Annotated in this window: 19 protein-coding genes; 6 read left to right on the plus strand and 13 right to left on the minus strand. The window is 60.2% G+C overall.

Features of this window, described 5'->3' with window-relative positions; translation table 11 throughout:
* The first annotated feature begins 1 nt into the window (after position 1).
* The gene (locus ACQZ45_RS00785) at positions 2–643 is read left to right on the plus strand and encodes a protein-L-isoaspartate(D-aspartate) O-methyltransferase (protein ID WP_113291777.1); all 642 of its coding nucleotides are present in this window, start codon (positions 2–4) and stop codon (positions 641–643) included.
* Between the two features lie 345 nt (positions 644–988).
* Positions 989–2,554, plus strand: coding sequence for a LysM peptidoglycan-binding domain-containing M23 family metallopeptidase (locus ACQZ45_RS00790; protein ID WP_019566161.1), 1,566 nt, complete (start codon positions 989–991; stop codon positions 2,552–2,554).
* 190 nt (positions 2,555–2,744) lie between these two features.
* Here ACQZ45_RS00790 and mobB read toward each other — a convergent pair whose 3' ends face one another.
* From mobB to moaA, 5 genes are all read right to left on the minus strand, one after another.
* A complete protein-coding gene (mobB, locus tag ACQZ45_RS00795; RefSeq protein ID WP_113291776.1) occupies positions 2,745–3,260 on the minus strand; it encodes a molybdopterin-guanine dinucleotide biosynthesis protein B in 516 nt (171 codons plus the stop codon).
* Complete coding sequence (gene mobA / locus ACQZ45_RS00800) at positions 3,257–3,883, minus strand: molybdenum cofactor guanylyltransferase MobA (RefSeq protein ID WP_113291775.1); 627 nt, start codon at positions 3,881–3,883, stop codon at positions 3,257–3,259. Before mobA ends, mobB begins: the two co-directional genes overlap by 4 nt.
* Entirely contained in the window at positions 3,880–5,079 is a 1,200-nt protein-coding gene (locus tag ACQZ45_RS00805; protein WP_113291774.1) for a multidrug effflux MFS transporter, read from the minus strand. Before ACQZ45_RS00805 ends, mobA begins: the two co-directional genes overlap by 4 nt.
* A 1-nt stretch (position 5,080) precedes the next feature.
* Positions 5,081–6,049: a DMT family transporter gene (locus ACQZ45_RS00810; RefSeq protein WP_113291773.1), complete on the minus strand. Its 969-nt coding sequence runs from the start codon at positions 6,047–6,049 to the stop codon at positions 5,081–5,083.
* Positions 6,050–6,202: 153 nt separating this feature from the next.
* Positions 6,203–7,300: a GTP 3',8-cyclase MoaA gene (moaA, locus tag ACQZ45_RS00815; protein ID WP_162736195.1), complete on the minus strand. Its 1,098-nt coding sequence runs from the start codon at positions 7,298–7,300 to the stop codon at positions 6,203–6,205.
* Between the two features lie 85 nt (positions 7,301–7,385).
* Here moaA and ACQZ45_RS00820 point away from each other — a divergent pair, with 85 nt between their 5' ends.
* From ACQZ45_RS00820 to ACQZ45_RS00830, 3 genes are all read left to right on the plus strand, one after another.
* The gene (locus tag ACQZ45_RS00820; RefSeq protein ID WP_003515573.1) at positions 7,386–7,754 is read left to right on the plus strand and encodes a gamma-butyrobetaine hydroxylase family protein; all 369 of its coding nucleotides are present in this window, start codon (positions 7,386–7,388) and stop codon (positions 7,752–7,754) included.
* 222 nt (positions 7,755–7,976) lie between these two features.
* Positions 7,977–9,788 carry a monovalent cation:proton antiporter-2 (CPA2) family protein gene (locus ACQZ45_RS00825; protein ID WP_003515571.1) on the plus strand — a complete coding sequence of 604 codons (1,812 nt, stop codon included), beginning with the start codon at positions 7,977–7,979 and terminating at the stop codon, positions 9,786–9,788.
* A gap of 51 nt (positions 9,789–9,839) precedes the next feature.
* On the plus strand, positions 9,840–10,448 hold the full coding sequence (locus ACQZ45_RS00830) for a pyridoxamine 5'-phosphate oxidase family protein (RefSeq protein WP_003515570.1): 609 nt from the start codon (positions 9,840–9,842) through the stop codon (positions 10,446–10,448).
* Positions 10,449–10,686: 238 nt separating this feature from the next.
* Here ACQZ45_RS00830 and ACQZ45_RS00835 read toward each other — a convergent pair whose 3' ends face one another.
* The 8 genes from ACQZ45_RS00835 to ACQZ45_RS00870 form a co-directional block, all read right to left on the minus strand.
* Positions 10,687–11,757 carry a GGDEF domain-containing protein gene (locus tag ACQZ45_RS00835; protein WP_065687305.1) on the minus strand — a complete coding sequence of 357 codons (1,071 nt, stop codon included), beginning with the start codon at positions 11,755–11,757 and terminating at the stop codon, positions 10,687–10,689.
* Between the two features lie 500 nt (positions 11,758–12,257).
* Positions 12,258–13,475 carry a molybdopterin molybdotransferase MoeA gene (locus ACQZ45_RS00840; RefSeq protein ID WP_113291772.1) on the minus strand — a complete coding sequence of 406 codons (1,218 nt, stop codon included), beginning with the start codon at positions 13,473–13,475 and terminating at the stop codon, positions 12,258–12,260.
* Complete coding sequence (moaC, locus tag ACQZ45_RS00845) at positions 13,476–13,967, minus strand: cyclic pyranopterin monophosphate synthase MoaC (RefSeq protein WP_003515564.1); 492 nt, start codon at positions 13,965–13,967, stop codon at positions 13,476–13,478. It abuts the gene before it with no gap.
* Between the two features lie 7 nt (positions 13,968–13,974).
* Positions 13,975–14,790 carry an indole-3-glycerol phosphate synthase TrpC gene (gene trpC, locus ACQZ45_RS00850; RefSeq protein ID WP_111796362.1) on the minus strand — a complete coding sequence of 272 codons (816 nt, stop codon included), beginning with the start codon at positions 14,788–14,790 and terminating at the stop codon, positions 13,975–13,977.
* A gap of 19 nt (positions 14,791–14,809) precedes the next feature.
* Complete coding sequence (gene trpD, locus ACQZ45_RS00855) at positions 14,810–15,844, minus strand: anthranilate phosphoribosyltransferase (RefSeq protein ID WP_113291771.1); 1,035 nt, start codon at positions 15,842–15,844, stop codon at positions 14,810–14,812.
* Positions 15,845–15,860: 16 nt separating this feature from the next.
* Entirely contained in the window at positions 15,861–17,753 is a 1,893-nt protein-coding gene (locus ACQZ45_RS00860) for a peptidylprolyl isomerase (RefSeq protein ID WP_013636263.1), read from the minus strand.
* Between the two features lie 270 nt (positions 17,754–18,023).
* Positions 18,024–18,158 (minus strand): hypothetical protein, encoded by a 135-nt coding sequence (locus ACQZ45_RS00865; protein WP_003515556.1) that lies wholly within the window; start codon positions 18,156–18,158, stop codon positions 18,024–18,026.
* Between the two features lie 41 nt (positions 18,159–18,199).
* Positions 18,200–18,379 (minus strand): hypothetical protein, encoded by a 180-nt coding sequence (locus tag ACQZ45_RS00870; protein ID WP_003515553.1) that lies wholly within the window; start codon positions 18,377–18,379, stop codon positions 18,200–18,202.
* Between the two features lie 418 nt (positions 18,380–18,797).
* Between ACQZ45_RS00870 and coaD the strand changes: the two genes are divergently transcribed.
* Positions 18,798–19,292 carry a pantetheine-phosphate adenylyltransferase gene (gene coaD, locus ACQZ45_RS00875; RefSeq protein WP_003515552.1) on the plus strand — a complete coding sequence of 165 codons (495 nt, stop codon included), beginning with the start codon at positions 18,798–18,800 and terminating at the stop codon, positions 19,290–19,292.
* Positions 19,293–19,300: the final 8 nt, after the last annotated feature.

Genomic DNA, 19,300 nt, shown 5'->3' on the forward strand with positions numbered 1-19,300 from the left:
AATGGTTGAAAAGGAAGGTTTTGCCGCTCTCGTTCTCCGCTTGCGGGGCGAGGGGATTTCCGATCTCGACCTTTTGACGGCGGTGGAACAGACGCCGCGCTCCAGATTCGTGCCGCCGCAATTCGCCGCTGATGCCTATTCCAGCCGTACAATCCCGATCGACTGCGGCGCCTTCATGGAAGGCGCTGACATGGCGGTGAAAATCCTGGCCCGCCTGCAATTGAAGCCGGGCCAGCGCGTGCTGGAAATCGGCACCGGCAGCGGTTTCATGACGGCGATCATCGCGCGCCGGGTGGAGCGGGTCTTTTCGCTGGAGCGATACAAGACGCTGGTGCAGCAGGCGCAGAACTGTCTGGACGATCTTTCCATCCGCAATGTCGTCATCCGCCAGGCGGATGGCAGCAACGGTCTGGTCGGCGAGGGCACCTTCGACCGAATCGTCGCCACCGCCGCCTTTACCACCATGCCCCGCTTTTTCGCCGAGCAGATCGTCTCCGGCGGCATGATGATCGCGCCGATTATTCTGGAAGACGGGCGCTGCGTGATGACGCGCTTCTCCAAGACCGGCAGCCGCTTCGAGAAGGAAGAGCTGTTCGAGACGCCCTATCTGCCGCTTGGCAACCATATTGCCCGGCATTTGTGACAAAATGAAAATATCGAAGGCGATTAATTTTCGTCTTAGAATGTTCTAAATCATCACAACCAACTGATTTTCCATAATAATATTGTTCAGACATGACGCATGCCGTTTTCGTCATGGTTATCGAAGTGTCAAAAAAGCGCCGAGCGGCTTAACGTTTTAACGGCGTGGTAACACTAACGCGCTTTAATCATAAACATCGACGCATGGTTTTCCCGGGATCGGGAAATGGGCCTTGCAAGAAGTGAAATTTGTGCCGGATCGACCTCGATGCGGCGGGTTGGCGTCAGTGTAGATCGAGTTATGCGTATGAGACATTCGTCTAAAATCGGAAAATCAGTCGCAAAAATGTTCGCAGCGGCATTGCTGGCAAGCGTCGCAACGGGCTGTAGCTCGGATGCAACGCGGTTCAGCGGCCTCTTTTCCAGTGGACCGGATCGGATGACGACAGCGTCAATTCCAGCCCGCCAGGGCGGCGGTGCTTATGGGCAGGCCCCGGTCCCGCAAGGCGACATGAACGGTGGTTATGCCTCTGCGGCACCCCAGGGCGGCTACGCCAATCAGAACATGGCGGCCAACTCCTATCCGTCTTCCGGCGGTTACGGCGGTGGCGTTCAGCCTTCGACGGCCCGTTCGGCTTCGGCCTCTCCGGTGCAGCGCTCCGAGCTGTCGGCTCCGCCGGCGGTGGCAAGCCGCGACCCGTCGACCCGCAACGAAGCCATGGCCCAGCCTTTCCCGTCCGCACAACGACCAGCCGCTCCGTCTCTCGCAGCACCTGCACAGCAGGCTGCCGCTCCCGTCGCCGACAATCTCACCACCGCAACCGTCCGTTCCGACAAGAACGGCTGGCATACGGATGGCGCCTCTTCGGTAACGCTGCGTCCGGGTGAAAGCATCGCGACGATCTCCAACCGCTACGGCGTTCCCGAAAAGGAACTGCTGCGGGTCAACGGTCTGAAAACCGCGGCGTCCGCGCAGGCTGGCCAGTCGATCCTTATTCCGAAATTCGGTCAGGTCCGCAATGCCGCCAAGGCTGCGGCTGGTGACATTGCGCTCAACCGCAACGGCGACGAGCCGAACCCGCTGCGCGGTCCAGACCAGAAGGTAGCCGTGCTGCCCTCGCAGAGTGTTGCCCGCGACAAGGTTTCGGCTGAAAACGGCAAGCTCACACCTCCCGGTGGCAAGCCTATGCCGCCAGCCGGTGGTTACAAGGTTCAGCCGGGCGACAGCCTGGCAAAGATCGCCCGTGAAAACGGCGTTTCGGTTGCAGCCCTCAAGGCCGCGAACGGCATTTCCACCGAAAGCATCCGTGTCGGCCAGACACTCGCCATGCCGGGTGCTTCGACCGACGCCATCAAGACAGCCTCCGTACCCGCAAAGGAAGCGGCCAAGGCAGTGGAAACCGCATCCGCCAAGCCGGAACCCTACAAGGCTCCTGCCGCAGCTGCGACCGTACCGTCCGCTCCTGCCGCAACGGCAAGCGTCGGCGATATCGAGAAGAAGTCCGATATGGCCTCGCTCGCTCCGGAATCCACGGGCATCGGCAAATATCGCTGGCCGGTTCGTGGCGCCGTCATCAACAATTTCGGCGACAACGTCGAAGGCAGCCGCAACGATGGCATCAACATCTCCGTTCCGGAAGGCACGCCAATCAAGGCCGCCGAAAATGGTGTGGTCATCTATGCGGGCAATGGCCTTAAGCAGCTCGGCAATACGGTTCTCGTCCGTCATGACGACGGTAAGGTCACCGTTTACGGCAACGCCGCCAATCTTGACGTGCAGCGCGGCCAGAAGGTTCAGCGCGGCCAGACCATTGCCACGTCAGGCATGACCGGCAGCGCCAAACGTCCTCAGGTTCACTTCGAAGTTCGCAAGGATGCGACGCCGGTGAACCCCTCCGGTTTCCTTGAATAGGTATTGCGTCTCAAGGAATGATGAAGCCGGGCCGAACGCCCGGCTTTTTCATTTTTGGGGGTAGGCCAAGCGTCCTCAAACATCAGACGTCATCCTCGGGCTTGACCCGAGGATCCATGGTGCGGTCGGTTTGCGGGCCCTCGGGTCAAGCCCGAGGATGACGGAGGAGAGGAGGTTGCCGAAACGGCAGTTACGCCCTCACCAACCCAACCGTCTTCTCGATGAAGTCCGCAATCGTGGCGGTATCGTCGAGGTCGAAGACGGGAAGAGTGGTGTCGGTCACCGCGTGATCGGCGGCAATTGCGATGATGTGCGGATCGCTTCCGGCAAGCGGTTCGGTCTTGGCAGCTTCCAGCCGTCGCGCCTCGATCTTCGGCACCGGCTCGTATTTGTAACCCTCGATCAGTACGAGATCGCAAGGGGCGAGGCGGGCGAGGATTTCCTCGAAAGACGGTTCGGCTTCGCCGCGCAATTCATGCATGATGGCAAAGCGGGTGCCGGAGACGATGGTGACCTCGTGCGCGCCCGCCTGACGGTGACGCCAGCTGTCGGCGCCGACCTTGTCGATATCGAAATCATGATGGGCATGCTTGATGGTCGAGATCCGATAGCCGCGCGCCGTCAGCTCGGTGACGATGCGGACCGCAAGGCCGGTCTTGCCCGAGTTTTTCCAGCCGGCAATACCGAAGACCTTTTGGCTCATCATGGTTCCATGCTCTCCAGATAGCTTCGAGCGAGCGCCAGTTCATCCGGCGTGTTGATGTTGAAGAACGGATCGAGGCTGCCCTTGGCCGTTTCCAGCGGCGGGAAGGCGATACCGATCGTGACGTGTCGTGCAAGATAGGCGCGGATGCGCCGGTTTGCATCGTTCTTCAGCCATTCCTCCAGATCGTCCGCGAGCGCCACGGGCCATAGCGCGAAAACCGGGTGCAACTGGCCGCTGGAGGCGGCGATGACGATTGCATCTTCGGCCATGTGTTCGCAGAGGCGGTCGACGAGATCTTCGGGAAAGAACGGGCTGTCGGCGGGCACTGTCAGGAAGTGGCTTTTCCGGACGTGATGGTTCTGGAAATGCCGCATGCCGGCGAGAACTCCGGCTAGCGGCCCGGCATGGCCGTTCACGGTGTCAGGCAGCAACGGCAGGCCATAGCTTTCGGCCCAGCCATTCGCGGCATTGATGGTGACATCCGACACCTGTGGCGCGATGCGGCGCACGACATGGGAAAGCAGCGGTTCGTCGCCCAGCATCACGGTCGCCTTGTTGGTGCCCATCCGTCGCGACAGGCCACCGGCAAGCACAAGACCGGGTATTTCAAATCGCGCCGTCATTGCCGCTTTTCCTGCAGCCTTACGATATAGGTAGTGAGGAGGGCGACAAGGCCGGTCGCCAGCATCACGAGAAGAAGCGGCCAGGTTCCGTCCTCTTTGGACAGAACCGAGGAGGCAAGCACGGAAAGTGCCGCGCCGCCGCCGATGGTCATGGCGCCGCCGAGACCGGAGGCGGAGCCTGCCAGATGCGGCTGGACGCTGACCATGCCTGCATTGGCACTTGGCAGGGTCACACCGTTTCCGACACCAATGAGCGCAAGCGGCACGAAAAACGCATAGGGGCTTTCCGCCCCGGTGAAGATCAGCGCTATGGCTGCGACAATGCCGGCGATGGCGACGACATTGCCCGACAGCATCATGCGGGTGATGCCGATCTGGCTCGCATAACGGCCGGAGACGAAGTTGCCGAGCATGTAGCCGCTGGCCATGAAGAAGAATTGCAGGCCGAGCATGGCCGGGGCAAGGCCATAAAGCACGCTGCCGACGAAGGGTGCGCCGCCTAGAAACGAAAAGAACATGCCCGACGAGAAGGTCGAGGTCAGCGCATATCCCCAGAAGAGCGGCGAGCGCAGAAGTTCCGGCCAGGCGTGGAACTGCTGCGAGAAGCTTGCCGATCTGTTGTGATTGGTTTCGCCGAGATCAAACCAGGCGAGCACCAGAATGCCGACCCCGAGCAGGGCAAGAAGCGCAAAGCTGGATTGCCAGCCGGAGATATCGTTGAGCAGACCGCCAACCGTGGGGCCGACCATCGGCACCACCGACATGCCCATGGTCACATAGCCGATCATCGAAGCGGCCTGTTCCATAGGGACCATGTCGCGCACGATGGCGCGCGCCAGCACGAAGCCGGAAACGACGGCCGCCTGCGCCACACGCCCGAACATGAAGACGGTGATATCTGGCGCCAGCATGCAGACGAGCGTGGCGACGATCATCATCGCGATGCTGGCAAGCATGACGGGCCGGCGTCCGAAAAGATCGGATAGCGGGCCGATGAGGAGTTGCAGGCAGGCGGTGGCGGCAAGATAGCCGGACACGGCAAATTGCATCACGGCGTAATCGGTCTCGAAATGGAGCGCCATCGCTGCAAGCGAGGGCAGGAACAGGTTCATGCAAAGCGCCGCGACGCCGGCGATAACGACGAGCGTGATGATGTGGGGCGGGGTGGTGCGATCCAGAAAGCGGGTGTTTTTCATGTCATTCTCCCGCTTTTTCCGTAAAGGCAGCTTTCGTTACGGACGCTGGCCGCACGGTGGTCGCGGCAGTGGGCGTTGCGGCGGAGCGCTTGGCCATCTGCGAGCGCTTGCGCAGGCTTTCACGGTAGAAGGTGTAGAGGCCCGAGCCGATGACGATCACGGCGCCGACGATCGTGAAACTGTCGATCTTTTCGTTGAAGAAGAACACGCCGATCATGAAACCCCAGAGCAGGCTGGTGTAACGGAATGGCGCGACGAAGGAGATTTCACCGGTTCGCATTGCCAGAATGATTGCCTGGTAACCGACCAGCACCAGAACGGCAGAACCGGCCAGATGCGACAGGATCATGAAGTTCATGGGCTGCCAGCCGCCGAAGGGCTGGATCAGCAGGCCACCCACCGCCATGTTGACGGAGGCGGTAACGAAGGTGATGGCAAGCGAGGGGACATCCGCATACATCTTGCGGGTCAGAAGATCACGCGCGGCGGTGACCGCCAGCGAGGCGACGACCAGCAGCGCGCCTGAGGTAAAGCCTTCCGGGCCGGGCCGGATGATGACGAGCACCCCAATGAAGCCGACGATGATCGCCGCCCAGCGCCGCCAGCCGACGGGCTCGCGCAGGAACAGTGCGGCACCCAGCGTGACGATCAGCGGCAGGGACTGCAATATGGCCGAGGCGTTGGAAAATTCTATGAGTCCGAGCGCCGTCAGATAGAGAACGGCGGCTGTCACTTCGCAGAGACAGCGCAGGATGATGATGGGGCGCATCAGGGTTTTCAGCGGCCGGAGCGCGCCGAAGTGCCGGGCGGCAATATAGATCAGCACCACCGTCATGATGCCGCGCACGAACATGATCTGGCCGGTATTGATGTAGGGGGTGACGGATTTCGTCAGGGCGTCGTTGGCCGTAAAGCTTGCCATGGCGAGCGCCATCAGAAGGGCGCCGCGCGTATTGTCCGTCAATGCCATTTCATACTGTCCCAGACCATGCGCAGCCTAACCCCAAATTCCTCTAAGGGGTCGCCCGCCGGGCGGGACCGCGCATTCCTCCATGCCAAGAGACCTGACACGGCCAAGCCGGCATTTCAACCGCTTAAATGGGTGGGTGGACGAGAAACAGGTTCAGCCGCCGGTCACACTCATATGGCGGGCGACAGCGGGGCGCTTGTGGGTGCGGTCAATGATGAAATCATGCCCTTTCGGCTTACGCAGAATGGCCTCGTCTATGGCGCCCGAGAGATAGGCGTCGCTGTCGGAAGCGCGCAGCGCCGTGCGAAGGTCGGCGGCATCGTCCTGCCCGAGACACATATAGAGCGTACCGGTGCAGGTGAGGCGGACGCGGTTGCAGCTTTCGCAGAAATTATGGGTCATGGGTGTGATGAAACCGAGCCTGCCACCGGTTTCCTTCACCGTCACGTAGCGGGCAGGGCCGCCGGTCTGGTAGTCGTTGTCAACAAGCGTGAAGCTTTGTTCCAGATCGGCGCGCAGCCTGGAAAGCGGCAGGTAGCGATCGGTACGATCTTCCTCGATCTCGCCCATCGGCATGGTCTCGATGACAGTCAGGTCCATACCGCGACCATGGGCGAAACGCATCAGCTCGGGAATTTCAGTCTCGTTGAAGTCCTTCAGCGCGACGGCATTGAGCTTGACCTTGATGCCGGCGGCCTGTGCGGCATCCAGCCCTTCCATCACACGGTCGATATCGCCCCAGCGGGTGATCTCGCGGAATTTCTGCGGGTCCAGCGTATCGAGCGAGACGTTGATACGCCGCACGCCGCAATCGGCGAGTTCGGCGGCGAATTTCGCAAGCTGCGAACCGTTGGTGGTCAGCGTCAGCTCATCCAGCGCGCCGGTGCCAATATGGCGGCCGAGGTTCCTCACCAGCATCATGATGTTCTTGCGCACCAGCGGCTCGCCGCCGGTCAGCCTCAGCTTGCGCACGCCCCGTTGAATGAAGACGGAACAGAGCCGGTCGAGTTCCTCCAGCGTCAGAAGGTCCTTCTTCGGCAGGAAGGTCATGTGTTCGGACATGCAGTAGGTACAGCGGAAATCGCAGCGGTCTGTCACGGAAACGCGCAGATAGGTTATGGACCGGCCGAAAGGGTCCACCATCGGTGCATTGTTTTCCGTCAGGGACTGCGCTCTTTCGAGCGATCCGGGGAAACTGTTCACGTCTCCGTCCTCACTGCGCGATGCGCCGGGCACAAGATTGCCGGGCATGTGCTTTACAGGTGATGTAGTGACTTGCCTATCGCGAGGCAAGTCCGTAATTCTGACGCATAAGACGAGCTTGCGGAAGTGAAAAATGAGTGATGCCTGGCCGACTGAACTGCTTGTGTCGAAAGACCGGCGGCAACTGACCGTTTCCTTCGATGATGGAAGCGTCTATCGCCTTGGTGCCGAGATGCTGCGCGTGCTTTCACCCTCCGCGGAAGTGCAGGGCCACGGGCCGGGCCAGAAGGTCACTGTTCCCGGCAAGCGCAACGTGACGATCCGCTCCATGATGGCGACGGGCAATTATGCCGTGCGCATCGTCTTCGACGACGGCCATGACAGCGGCATCTTTACCTGGAGATATCTGAAGGAACTGGGAGAGACCGGCGACGCATCGTTTGCCGATTATGAGCGACAGCTCGCCGAAAAGGGCTTGAGCAGGGAACCGCTATCCCGGTAGGCGGGCGCAAGGCCTGCGGATACTCCCCACCCTCATTCCTGTGACAAGCACAGAAATGAGGGGAGGAGAGCAGCGGCATCTGAAGCCCGCATGCCTTATGGACAAATAACCCGTTGAATCTGCGTATCGTCCTTCTGTAAAATCATTTTCGATTTTCATACTGATGCGCTAGGAAGTGAGGGAGGGAACACCCTCGTTCTATCAATTTAAACGGGGTGATGTGTGGCGGTCGAAGCGAACGGAAATGATCTGGCCCAGGTGGTCGTGCTTTTGGCGGCGGGCGTGGTGGCCGCGCCGATTTTCAAGCGCATAGGCCTCGGTTCGGTGCTGGGTTATCTGGCCGCCGGCCTGGTGATCGGGCCATATGGCTTCGGTTTCTTCTCCGATTCGCAGGCGATCCTTCATATCGCCGAACTCGGCGTGGTGATGTTCCTGTTCATCATCGGCCTTGAAATGCAGCCGTCACGGCTGTGGTCCATGCGGCAGGATATTTTCGGGCTTGGCGCGCTGCAGGTGCTGGTCTGTATGGCGGGTCTGACGATGGTTGGCGTCAGTCTCGGCTTTCCGCTCATCATGTCATTTGTCGCCGGTACCGGCTTCGTGCTGACTTCCACGGCAATCGTCATGCAGATGCTGCAGGAACGCAACAGCATGTCCAGCCTCAAGGGCCAGCGCATCATCGCCATCCTGCTGTTTGAGGATCTCGCCATCGTGCCGCTTCTGGCGCTCGTTGCCTTCCTCGGTGCTGGTGGCGAGCACGTCACACCCTCGGAGCGCTGGATTTCCGTCGGCATCGCGCTCGCCGCCGTCGGCGCGCTCATTCTGGCCGGGCGTTATCTTCTCAACCCGTTCTTCCGCCTGCTGGCGGCGTCCGGTGCGCGCGAGGTAATGACGGCCGCGGCCCTGCTGGTGGTGCTCGGTTCGGCGCTGTTGATGCAGGTCAGCGGTCTTTCCATGGCGATGGGCGCGTTTCTGGCTGGTGTGCTGCTGTCCGAATCGTCGTTCCGCCATCAGCTGGAAGCGGATATCGAGCCGTTTCGCGGCATTCTGCTCGGCCTATTCTTTCTTGGCGTCGGCATGGCGATCGATCTTGCCGTCATCGCATCGAACTGGCAGCTCGTGGTCGTCAGCGTCGCAGGTTACATGCTGCTCAAGGCATTGCTGATCTACGGCGTGGCGCGGGCGCTCGGCACCACCAGGCGCGAAAGCCTGGAGCGGGCTGTGTTGATGGCTCAGGGTGGCGAATTCGCCTTCGTGCTCTATTCCGCCGCTGTCAGCGCCGGCATCCTCGACCGCGAAGCCAACGCCATCCTGACGGCGACCATCATCATCTCGATGGTGCTGACGCCGCTGATGGTCATTCTGCACGACCGGCTGGTGCCGGCGGCCGTTCCCAAGACCGATGATCTCGATGTGCCGGAAAATGTCGAGGGCAGCATTCTGCTGATCGGTTTCGGGCGTTTCGGCCAGATTGTCAGCCAGCCGCTTCTCGCGCGTGGCTACACGCTGTCGCTGATCGACAAGGATGCCGACTTTGTGCGCGATGCCGCGGAATTCGGTTTCAAGGTCTATTATGGCGACGGCTCACGCGCGGAAATCCTGCATGCCGCCGGGGCAAGCACCGCGCGTGCGGTGCTGATCTGCGTCGATGACAAGGAAGCCGCTGTGCGGATCGCGGAGATCGTCAAGCATGAGTTTCCGCTGGTTCCCGTTCTTGCCCGTGCCTATGACCGTGGCCACGCAATCGATCTTGTGAAGGCCGGCGTGGATTACCAGATCCGCGAGACGCTGGAATCGGCGATGAATTTCAGCGAGGAAGTGCTGGGCGCCATGGGCGAGGAGCGGGAAGATGCTGCCCGCTTGGTGGAGGAATTCCGCGACCGCGACGAGGAACGTTTCGCGATGGAAGTCGTCGGCGGTATTTATGCGGGCCGGTCGCTGATCCGCGGCAATTCCCAGCCGGCGGACCTCGTTGCTGCACGCACCGCGCGCGAGCGGGCGGAGCGGGAAAAAGCGGAAGCGGCAGAGGAATAACGCGCCCTGATTTATGGGTGGGCAGATTGATTGCAGGAGTTGGAGCGCACAATGACGGTCATTCGCACGGTTGAGGAATTGAAGGCCATTTACGATGGCACAAGCGAGGCATCTATCGCGAAGGTGACAGCCACGCTGACCGCCGAATACCGGCAGATGATCGAGGCTTCGCCATTTCTGGCGCTGGCGACTGTCGGGCCGGAAGGCATGGACTGTTCGCCGCGCGGCGACAAGGGCGGTGTGGTAAGGGTGGCCGACGACAGGACGGTGCTTTTGCCCGACTGGCGCGGCAACAACCGCGTCGATTCGCTCTTGAACATCGTGCGCGATCCACGCGTGGCGCTGATGTTCCTGATCCCGGGCTCGAATACAACGATGCGCATCAACGGCCGCGCTGTCGTTTCGGTCGCACCCGATCTGCTGCAAAGCTTCGAAATGGACGGAAAACACCCGCGCACCGTCATTGTGGTCGAAATCGATGAGGTCTATTTCCAGTGCGCGAGGGCCTTGATGCGTTCGGAACTGTGGAACCCCGACAACTTCGTGGAACCCGCGTCACTGCCCACACCCGGCAGCCTGCTCAAAGCCGCCAAGGCGGAGTTCGATCAGGAGACTTATGACCGCGAATGGGCGGTTCGGGCGGCGAAGACCATGTGGTGAGGGGTGGCGGTGCGGCTTTCGTCCTGACGAGACCAGCACATTCGCCCGTGAGCCATTGGCTTCTCTCCGCCCTCATTCCTGTGCTTGTCACAGGAATCTAGCCGACGCGCGTCGGCGCGGCGAGAGAGGCTCTTTTCAGCCCAAGGACTTGGTCTGGCTAGATTCCTGTGACAAGCACAGGAATGAGGGAAGAGGAGAGCGTCCGTTAACTGCGCCCCCGATAAGGACGCACGACGCCCTAGGTACGGTAGATCAGCCAGTTCTTGCCGATATAGTTCTTCTGCATGCCGTCCTCGTAAATGACGGAACGGTTCCTGCCGGTTTCCTTGGCGTGGTAAAGTGCCATATCGGCATGTCCGTAAAGTTCGCCCGGATTGTTTGCCTGCGAGGCGGAGGCGAAGCCGATCGAGATCGTCACCGTACCGTAGTCGGCGCCCGATCGTGAATTGCGGAACGGTGTGCTTTCCAGCGACAGGCGGATGCGCTCGCAGATCACCATGACTTCTTCCGGCGTGTTGCCATCAAGAATGATGGCGAATTCCTCGCCGCCGCTTCTGGCGACGAAGCCGTCCTTGCGGACATTGGCGCGGATGACGGAGGCGACTGTGGCCAGTATCTTGTCGCCGACCGGGTGGCCGAACGTATCGTTGATCCGCTTGAAATGGTCGATGTCGAGCAGGATGAGCGTCGTATATTGCAGGCCGATGGAGCTGTTGTAGACGGAGGCCAGCCTGTCATCGAAAGCGCGACGGTTGGAAAGGCGCGTCAGCGAATCGGTATTGGCGATTCGCTTGTATTCATCCAGCTCCAGACGCACCTGTTGCATTTCCTCGGCATGGCGGTTGACGTCGTTGAACGCCTTTTCGCCATCGATGATTTTCGAGCCGGTGGCCTCGGCCAGCAGCGAGACCGCATTTTTCAGGATATTGGTGCTCGACACGGTCTTGTCGTCAATGCGCTGGCGGGTTTCGCCAAGAATTCTGTTGTAGTTCTCGATGGAGGACTGTTCGCGCCTCAGCGTTCCGAGAAGCGCCTCCAGTTCACGCCGCAGCTTCTCGTGCGCGTCGTCGATCGAGGCGATGGGATTGCCTTCCCCGTACCGCGCGGACAGTTCGTCCAGATCCTCCTGCGTCACCCGGTTTCCCAGTGCCGCCAGATCCCTCGTCAGCGCCGGGTTCGAGCCGATATAGGCTTCGTAAAAAAGGCTATAGTTGCGCGGGATCGGCGACACACCCATGCTCCGCATGGCATAGGCAATCTGCCCGGCGATGTCGGGCCCCGTGGATTTGGGCGTGGATGCCGTGTTCATCAAGAAACTCCAGTGAGTCTGCTTATCGACTATGATTATTATTATGTAGGCCGTTTTGAAAAGCTTAATTTATGGGAAACTAATTTTTGTTCCCTGAAATTTGATCTTCGGCAATTTTTATCTTATTTAGCTGATAATTATAAGTAATTCTCATTTCGAGGAAGTTCCGGAGTTTTTTGATTTCTACTGCTCGTCTTGGTGCCAGCTTCGTATTTATTCTGTCAATCCCGATAGTGATTTTAGGGTGATTTATTTCGGCACAACAACGCAGGGTGATAATCGGGAGATGGTTGAGGCGCGGAGTTTTTCATCTGGCAAGACGCCGCTTATAAGCAACGAACTTCTTCGCGCGTGTCCGGATACAGCAACGTTACAGTTTTTATTACGTCGTCTCAACAGAAGTGGCTGCAGCTCGTCTCATTTCTGTGACTACTTGCGGTGAAAATTGCGCAAGATTTTGAAACAATGCGTTGTTTTGTCTGCCGCCTGAATATGTCCCGTCAGGCTCTAAGCCGTATCACCGAGCATTCCGCACCGGCGTCAACTGCCGGCGCATTTGGCGGGCGCACGATCAGGCCGTCGGAATGTGCCAGTATGTTCATCATGGATGAATCCTGTTTGGCGTAGGCTTCCACCACCAGAGCGTCGTTGTCATCGGTGCTGAAACGGGCGCGAAGATAATCCTGCCGGTGATCGTTCGCCTTCAGCGGTGTGGCGGTTCGGGCCGTGGTGACGCGTTGCGGCGGAATGCGGCGGGCGATTCTGTGAAGCAGTGGCTCGAGGAACAGCAGGCCGCAGACGAGGCTCGCTACTGGATTTCCTGGCAGGCCCAGAACCTGCATGGCATCGATGGCGCCCACCATCAGCGGTTTTCCAGGACGCATGGCAATGCGCCAGAAATCAAGCTGCATGCCTTCGGCCTTAAGCGCCGCCTGAACGAGATCATGGTCGCCGACAGAGGCGCCGCCGAGCGTCACGAGCACATCGGCCTTTGCCGCGACAGCCTTGCCGATGGCGGCGCGGATCAGCGTGTCGTTGTCGGGTATAATGCCGAGATCGAGAACCTCGGCACCGGCTGCCCGCGCAAGTGCGGCAACACCGAAGGTGTTCGAGGCGATGATCTGGGCGGGAAGGGGCGTGCTTCCGGGCGGCAGCAATTCGTCGCCGGTGGCAAGGATGGCGACCAGTGGCTTGCGATAGACTGCAAGCGTTGCGTGATTCATCGCCGCCGCAACGGTGAGATCGGTGAAGCCGAGTTCGCGCCCGGACTTCAAAACGGTGTCGCCCTCGGCAAAATCCTGTCCGCGCGGGCGAATGTGTCTCCCGGCGGTGATGTCGAAAGCGGTGCGGATTTTGCCCTCGCCGAGAAGCTCGGCATCTTCCTGAATGAGAATGGCATCCGCACCCGCCGGCACCGGTGCGCCGGTAAAGATACGCACGGCCTCGCCTTTACCCACCGTGCCCGCGAAAGCGTGGCCTGCCGCAGCCTGGCCTATAACGGTGAGGACTGACCCGATTTGTGGCGCATCGGCACTGCGCAGCGCATAGCCGTCCATGGCCGAGGCATCGAAAGGCGGCTGGGTCAGACGCGCCGCAAGGTCAGCCGCAAGGACGCGGCCATCGCATTCGGCGAGCGGAAGGGTTTCGCTGTCAACCACAGGAACCGCCGCATCCAGAAGACGCGTTACGGCCTCATCCACGGGCAGCAGTGGCTTCATTCAGGTCTCCTGTCGCCGGAAATCGCCCGACTTGCCGCCGCTCTTTTCGAGAAGGCGGATATTGACGATCTCCATCGCCTTGTCGGCGGCTTTGGCCATGTCGTAAATGGTCAGGCAGGCGATGGACACGGCGGTCAGCGCCTCCATCTCCACGCCGGTCTTGCCGGAGAGCTTCACCATGGCCTCCACCCGCAGGCCGGGCAGGGCAGCGTCTTCGGTAATGTCCACCGCAACCTTGGTCAGCATCAGCGGGTGGCAGAGCGGAATGAGGTTTGCCGTCTGCTTGGCTGCCATGATGCCCGCGAGCCGGGCTGTGCCGATGACGTCACCCTTCTTGGCATTACCATCGCGGATGAGCGCCAGCGTTTCCGGCTTCATCTTCACGAAGCCTTCGGCAACGGCGACACGGACGGTCTCGGCTTTGTCGCCGACATCGACCATATGGGCCTCGCCGCTCGCATCGATATGGGTGAGCTTTGTCGCCTCGCTCATCGGCGCATCATTCCGCCGCCAGAACGCCGGATTGGCCGGTTAGCAGGGTTTTGGTAGCTGCCGTCACATCGTCCTTACGCATCAGGCTTTCGCCGACGAGGAAGGTGCTGATGCCGCTCTTTTCGAGGCGCTGGCAATCCTCATAGGTGAAGATGCCGCTTTCGCCGACCAGCAGCTTGTCGGCGGGCACGAGGCCAGCCAGTTTCTCGCTGGTTTCGAGGCTGACCTCGAAAGTGCGCAGATTGCGGTTATTGATGCCGAGAAGCGGCGAGGCGAGCTTCAGCGCCCGTTCGGTTTCTTCCGCATCATGCACCTCGACCAGCACGTCCATGCCGAGTGAAAAAGCCTCGTCTTCAAGGCGTTTCGCCTCATCGTCGGAAAGAGACGCCATGATGAGCAGGATGCAGTCCGCGCCCCAGGCGCGGGCCTCATGCACCTGATAGGTATCGAACATGAAATCCTTGCGCAGCGCAGGCAGCGTGCAGGCATTGCGGGCAGCCGTCAGAAATTCCGGCGCACCCTGAAAGCTCGGCGTGTCCGTCAGCACGGAAAGACAGGCGGCGCCACCAGCCTCATAGGCGGCGGCCAGTGCCGGCGGATCGAAATCCGGGCGGATCAGCCCCTTGGAGGGGCTGGCCTTCTTGATTTCGGCAATCAGACCGAATTTGCCCTCAGCCTGCTTTGTCCGCAGCGCTTTGTAAAAACCGCGCGGCGCAGTCTGGCCTGCGGCCATCGCCTTGAGATCGGCAAGTGAAACCCTGGCCTTGGCGGCGGCAATTTCCTCGCGCTTGTAAATCTCGATATTTTTCAGAATGTCGCTCATGGTTTCGCTCTCATTCCTTTTAGTGGTCGGCCTGCCCGGAGACTGTTTCATTGGAGACAGCGACCAGGCGGTCGAGCGCTGCTGCCGCCGCGCCGCTGTCGAGCGCTTGGCTCACGGTCGTCATCGCCTCGCCAAGCGTTTTGGCCTTGCCGGCAATGACAAGGGCTGCCGCGGCGTTGCATAGCGATACGTCGCGATAGGCGTTGCGCTTGCCGGACAGAACCTCGCGAAGTGCCGCTGCATTGGCAATGCCGTCGCCACCCTTGAGGTCTGCCATGGAAGCGGGTTCAACACCGAAATCCTTCGGCGTCAGGTCGAAGGTGCGGATCTTGCCGTTTTCAAGCGCCGCCACATGGGTGACGCCTGTCGTCGTGACTTCATCCATGCCGTCGCCATGTACGACCCAGATGCTTTCCGAGCCGAGATCGCGCAGCACTTCGGCAAGCGGCACCAGCCAGCGCGGCGAAAAGACGCCGAGCAATTGGCGCTTCGCGCCCGCCGGGTTGGAAAGCGGGCCGAGCAGGTTGAAGATGGTGCGCGTGCCAAGTTCGACGCGGCTTGGACCGACATGGCGCATGGCGGAATGGTGCAGCTGCGCGAACATGAAGCCGAGTCCCGCCTCACTGATGCAACGGGCGATAAGGTCAGGGCCGATATCCAGCTTCACGCCGAGTGCGGACAGCGCATCCGCCGTGCCGGATTTGGAGCTTAGCGCCCGGTTGCCGTGCTTGGCAACGGGAAGGCCCGTGCCGGCAACGATGATCGAGGCGAGCGTCGAGATATTGTAGGTGCCGATACCGTCACCGCCGGTTCCGACGATGTCGATCGCGTTTTCGGGGGCCGAAACCGGCAGCATGCGCGCGCGCATGGAGGAGACGGCGCCGACAATCTCGTCCACCGTCTCGCCGCGCACGCGCAGTGCCATCAGGAAACCGCCGATCTGCGACGGGGTAGCTTCGCCCGACATCAGAATGTCGAAAGCGGCCCGCGATTCCTCGCGGTTCAGGCTTTCCCCGTTTGCGACCTTGGCGATCAGCGGTTTCAGTTCGGCCATCGTTTCCGCCCCCCGGTTAGAAGCCGACCATCGCCTGATCGGCGAGGGCCTGATTGATGGTCACACCGTAGTCGTTCTGCAGGCGGTTGACCATCTGGTCGAGCATGTCGTCGCCGGCCGCGCGGGCGATGGCGGCGAACTGCTGATCGTCATTGGCAAGCGCATCGGCAGGCGCGTTGGTGTCGACTGCCGTGACCTTGAAGAGGATGCGGCTGGAACCATCGGCGTCTGCCGCTGTGCCCGTCATGCCTTCAGCGCCGGAGAATACCGCCGTAATCGTCTGGCGACCGAAAATCGCGTCCTCGCTGGTGCGGCGCAGGCCGGATTTCTGCTCGACGGCAAGGCCGAGTTCGCCAGCCACCGCTGCCAGTGTCTCGCCCTTTTCAACGCGTGCCTTCAGTTCGTCAGCCTTGGTGGCAAGCGCCGTGCGCTGCTGCTCTGCCGTCCAGTCGGCAACGACATCGTCGCGCACTTCGGCAAGCGTGCGGTCGCGGGCGGGGATGATCTGATCGACGTCGAACCAGATGTAGCCTTCGCGGCCAAGATTGATCGGCAGGGCTTCGGTGCCGGGTTCGGTCTTGAAGACTTCCTGGGCAAGCTGCGGCGAGGGCAGGTCCTGAATGGCGTCGCCCTTTTCATCAAGACCGGCGGCATCGATGGCGTCGATGGTGACGGGCTTGAGGTTCAGCTGCTTTGCCGCATCGGCAAGCGAGGAGCCGCCGGCACGCAGGTCTTCGTAACGGTCATGCACATTGGTGACTTCTTCGGCTGCAGCAGCGGTGGCGAGGTCCTTGCGGATGTCCTCTTTTGCTTCTTCCAGCGTGCGGGTGGTTTCCGGCTTGATGCCGGTGATGCGCAGGATGACCGGGCCGAAGGAGCCTGCCACGACCGGAGACACGCCGCCATCCTTCTGGACGGCGAAAGCAGCATCGGCAATCGACTGGTCGGGGATCGTGTCCTTGGTGAATTCGCCAAGCGTCACGTCGGAGGCGGTCTTGCCCTGATCCTTCACCACCTGATCATAGGTGGTGTTGCCGAGGCGGATCTGCTCCGCGGCGGCTTCTGCCATTTCCTTTTCCGGGAAGGTCAGCTGCTCGACGGTGCGGCGACCGGCGGTGCGGAAGCTGTCCTTGTGGCTGTTGTAATAGTCGGCGATCTGCGCATCCGTCACCGAAGCCTGATCGGCAATGTCCGATGGTTCCAGCTTCACATAGGTGAACTTGCGGAACTCGGGCGCGCGATATTTCGCCTTGTTGGTTTCAAACCAGGGTGCAAGCACGTCGTCGCCCGGCGCCTTGACCGGCGCAATGACGGCGTTGGACAGGATGACGTAATCGACCGAGCGCTGTTCGTTGCGGTATTGCTTGAGTGCGTCCACCAGTACCTGCGGTGCCTTAAAACCATCGGAAACGGCTTCAACGATCTGGCTTCTGACCGCGACCTTGCTGCGTTCCTTGATATAGTCGTCTTCGCGCAGGCCGGAGTTGCGCAGCCGCTCGGTGAACAGGGTGCGATCGAACTGGCCATTAACCGATTTGAATGCCGGGTCTTCGGCGATGAGATTGGCGAGGCGGTCTTCCGAAAGGCCGAGATTCATCTTCGACGCCAGTTCGTCCAGCGAGGCACCCGCCGCAAGCTGGCTGAACACCTGACGGTCGATGCCGAAGGCCTTGGCCTGTTCGGTGGTCAGTCTCGCGCCGAACTGGCGGCTCAGATCGGAAACCTGACGCTGATAGGCGAGGCGGAATTCCTGCGGGCTGACCGTCTGGTCGCCGACGGTCATGACCGCATGCGAATTGGAGGTGACGAGTGATGCGGAGACGCCCCAGACGCCAAACGAAACAACAAGCAGGAGAAGCAGCAGCTTGGCTGCCATGGTTCGAGAAGCATTTCTCAGGGAATCGAGCATCGTTATGCAAACCTCACAGGAACGTCATTGCGGTCGCCAGCCGTCCGGCCCGCAACGTATCGGCGTTCCTTAAATCAATCCAATGGGAAATTGAAGGGAATTTGCCTTGGAAAAACGGGGTTTTGAAAACGCTTATGTGATTGGGGCTAGGTTTTTACGCCTTCATCTTCGCCATACTGGCCCTTAAGGCGGCAAAATAAAACCGCCCGGAGCATCCAGGCGGTTGCGGAGAATCATATTCTGAAAGACGGCTAAGTCTGATGGTTGCGGTCAGAACGCGCGGTTGCGTCTTACCGAGGCCTTGAATTCCTCGTCTTCACGTCGCATCTCGGCGACGGCGGAGATCATTGACGTCACGAACATAATGCTGATCAGGGCAAGAAGCAGAGTCAGGAATGTGAACATGATATCATCTCCGTTGGTAGCGAGGAAATCCTAGTTCCTCATCAGTAATAGGTCATGGACTGGTAGCGGGCGGTCATCTGTGGATAGTCCGGTCCCTGGGCGGCAGGCTTCTGATCATAAAGGCTAAACGTTGTTGCTACCATTGCGATGACCAGTACTGTCCAGGCGGTGCTGATGACGCTGATTTTCGCCGAAGTAGACTGTTTTTCTCTTACAAACATCTGTCTGTTCCTTTGGTTTGATATTAACGCGCCACGTCCAATCATGTTCCGCGTCAACCTTAAAAATCGATTAGCATCGCGCCTGTGAAACTTCCTTGAATGGCTTGTTCATCTGGCGTTCAGGAAACCGGCGACTGGCCTCATTCGAGGAAAAGATACTCGGCTGCGAATGATGCGATGACCGAAAAGACGATCATAAAGGCCAGCATTTTCATTTCTCCGGGGGCTTAACGAGGTGAGGGGCATTTCGGTTTCCCGATGCCGTGTATTTATATAAATGAGCCCTGAAACCGCACTGAACGGCGCATTCATCCGTTGTTCAGACCGCACCGGGAGGGCGTCCGGGTTGTAAAAGTCTTGCGCCGCGCCCATCTCCGTGACAAAAGGCGGCACATAACGCCCACCACTTGAGAGCGATATGACGATTGCCTTTTATCCAGGATCCTTCGATCCGATGACCAACGGACATCTGGATGTGCTTATCCAGGCGCTGAACGTGGCGTCCAAAGTCATCGTCGCCGTCGGCATCCATCCCGGAAAAGCACCGCTGTTCAGCTTCGAGGAGCGGGCGACGCTGATAAGCCGGGCCCTTTCCGAAAGCCTGCCTGGTGAGGCGGCGCGCGTTGAGGTCGTTTCCTTCGACAATCTGGTCGTCGATGCAGCCCGCCAGCATGGCGCGCGCCTTCTTCTGCGCGGCCTGCGTGACGGCACCGATCTCGATTATGAAATGCAGATGGCCGGCATGAACCGCCAGATGGCACCTGATATACAGACCGTGTTCCTGCCGGCGGGTACGTCGTCGCGACCCATTACAGCCACATTGGTCCGGCAGATCGCCGCCATGGGCGGCAATGTGGATGCCTTCGTTCCCAAAGCCGTGCTTGAAGCCCTCAACGCCAAGCTGAAGCGCTGACTTCAGCC

The organism is Agrobacterium sp. 16-2014-1-2a, from assembly GCF_053522705.1.

Coding starts and splice junctions, on each gene's coding strand:
- mobB (WP_113291776.1), bottom strand. CDS start 3,260: ATGATGAGCCAAAAGGTCTTCGGTATTGCCGGCTGGAAAAACTCGGGC.
- ACQZ45_RS00870 (WP_003515553.1), bottom strand. CDS start 18,379: ATGTTTGTAAGAGAAAAACAGTCTACTTCGGCGAAAATCAGCGTCATC.
- trpD (WP_113291771.1), bottom strand. CDS start 15,844: ATGGCCGAACTGAAACCGCTGATCGCCAAGGTCGCAAACGGGGAAAGC.
- ACQZ45_RS00865 (WP_003515556.1), bottom strand. CDS start 18,158: ATGTTCACATTCCTGACTCTGCTTCTTGCCCTGATCAGCATTATGTTC.
- ACQZ45_RS00860 (WP_013636263.1), bottom strand. CDS start 17,753: ATGCTCGATTCCCTGAGAAATGCTTCTCGAACCATGGCAGCCAAGCTG.
- mobA (WP_113291775.1), bottom strand. CDS start 3,883: ATGACGGCGCGATTTGAAATACCCGGTCTTGTGCTTGCCGGTGGCCTG.
- ACQZ45_RS00810 (WP_113291773.1), bottom strand. CDS start 6,049: ATGGCATTGACGGACAATACGCGCGGCGCCCTTCTGATGGCGCTCGCC.
- ACQZ45_RS00830 (WP_003515570.1), top strand. CDS start 9,840: ATGACGGTCATTCGCACGGTTGAGGAATTGAAGGCCATTTACGATGGC.
- ACQZ45_RS00820 (WP_003515573.1), top strand. CDS start 7,386: ATGAGTGATGCCTGGCCGACTGAACTGCTTGTGTCGAAAGACCGGCGG.
- ACQZ45_RS00835 (WP_065687305.1), bottom strand. CDS start 11,757: ATGAACACGGCATCCACGCCCAAATCCACGGGGCCCGACATCGCCGGG.
- ACQZ45_RS00785 (WP_113291777.1), top strand. CDS start 2: ATGGTTGAAAAGGAAGGTTTTGCCGCTCTCGTTCTCCGCTTGCGGGGC.
- coaD (WP_003515552.1), top strand. CDS start 18,798: ATGACGATTGCCTTTTATCCAGGATCCTTCGATCCGATGACCAACGGA.
- trpC (WP_111796362.1), bottom strand. CDS start 14,790: ATGAGCGACATTCTGAAAAATATCGAGATTTACAAGCGCGAGGAAATT.
- ACQZ45_RS00840 (WP_113291772.1), bottom strand. CDS start 13,475: ATGAAGCCACTGCTGCCCGTGGATGAGGCCGTAACGCGTCTTCTGGAT.
- ACQZ45_RS00790 (WP_019566161.1), top strand. CDS start 989: ATGTTCGCAGCGGCATTGCTGGCAAGCGTCGCAACGGGCTGTAGCTCG.
- ACQZ45_RS00805 (WP_113291774.1), bottom strand. CDS start 5,079: ATGAAAAACACCCGCTTTCTGGATCGCACCACCCCGCCCCACATCATC.
- moaC (WP_003515564.1), bottom strand. CDS start 13,967: ATGAGCGAGGCGACAAAGCTCACCCATATCGATGCGAGCGGCGAGGCC.
- moaA (WP_162736195.1), bottom strand. CDS start 7,300: ATGCCCGGCAATCTTGTGCCCGGCGCATCGCGCAGTGAGGACGGAGAC.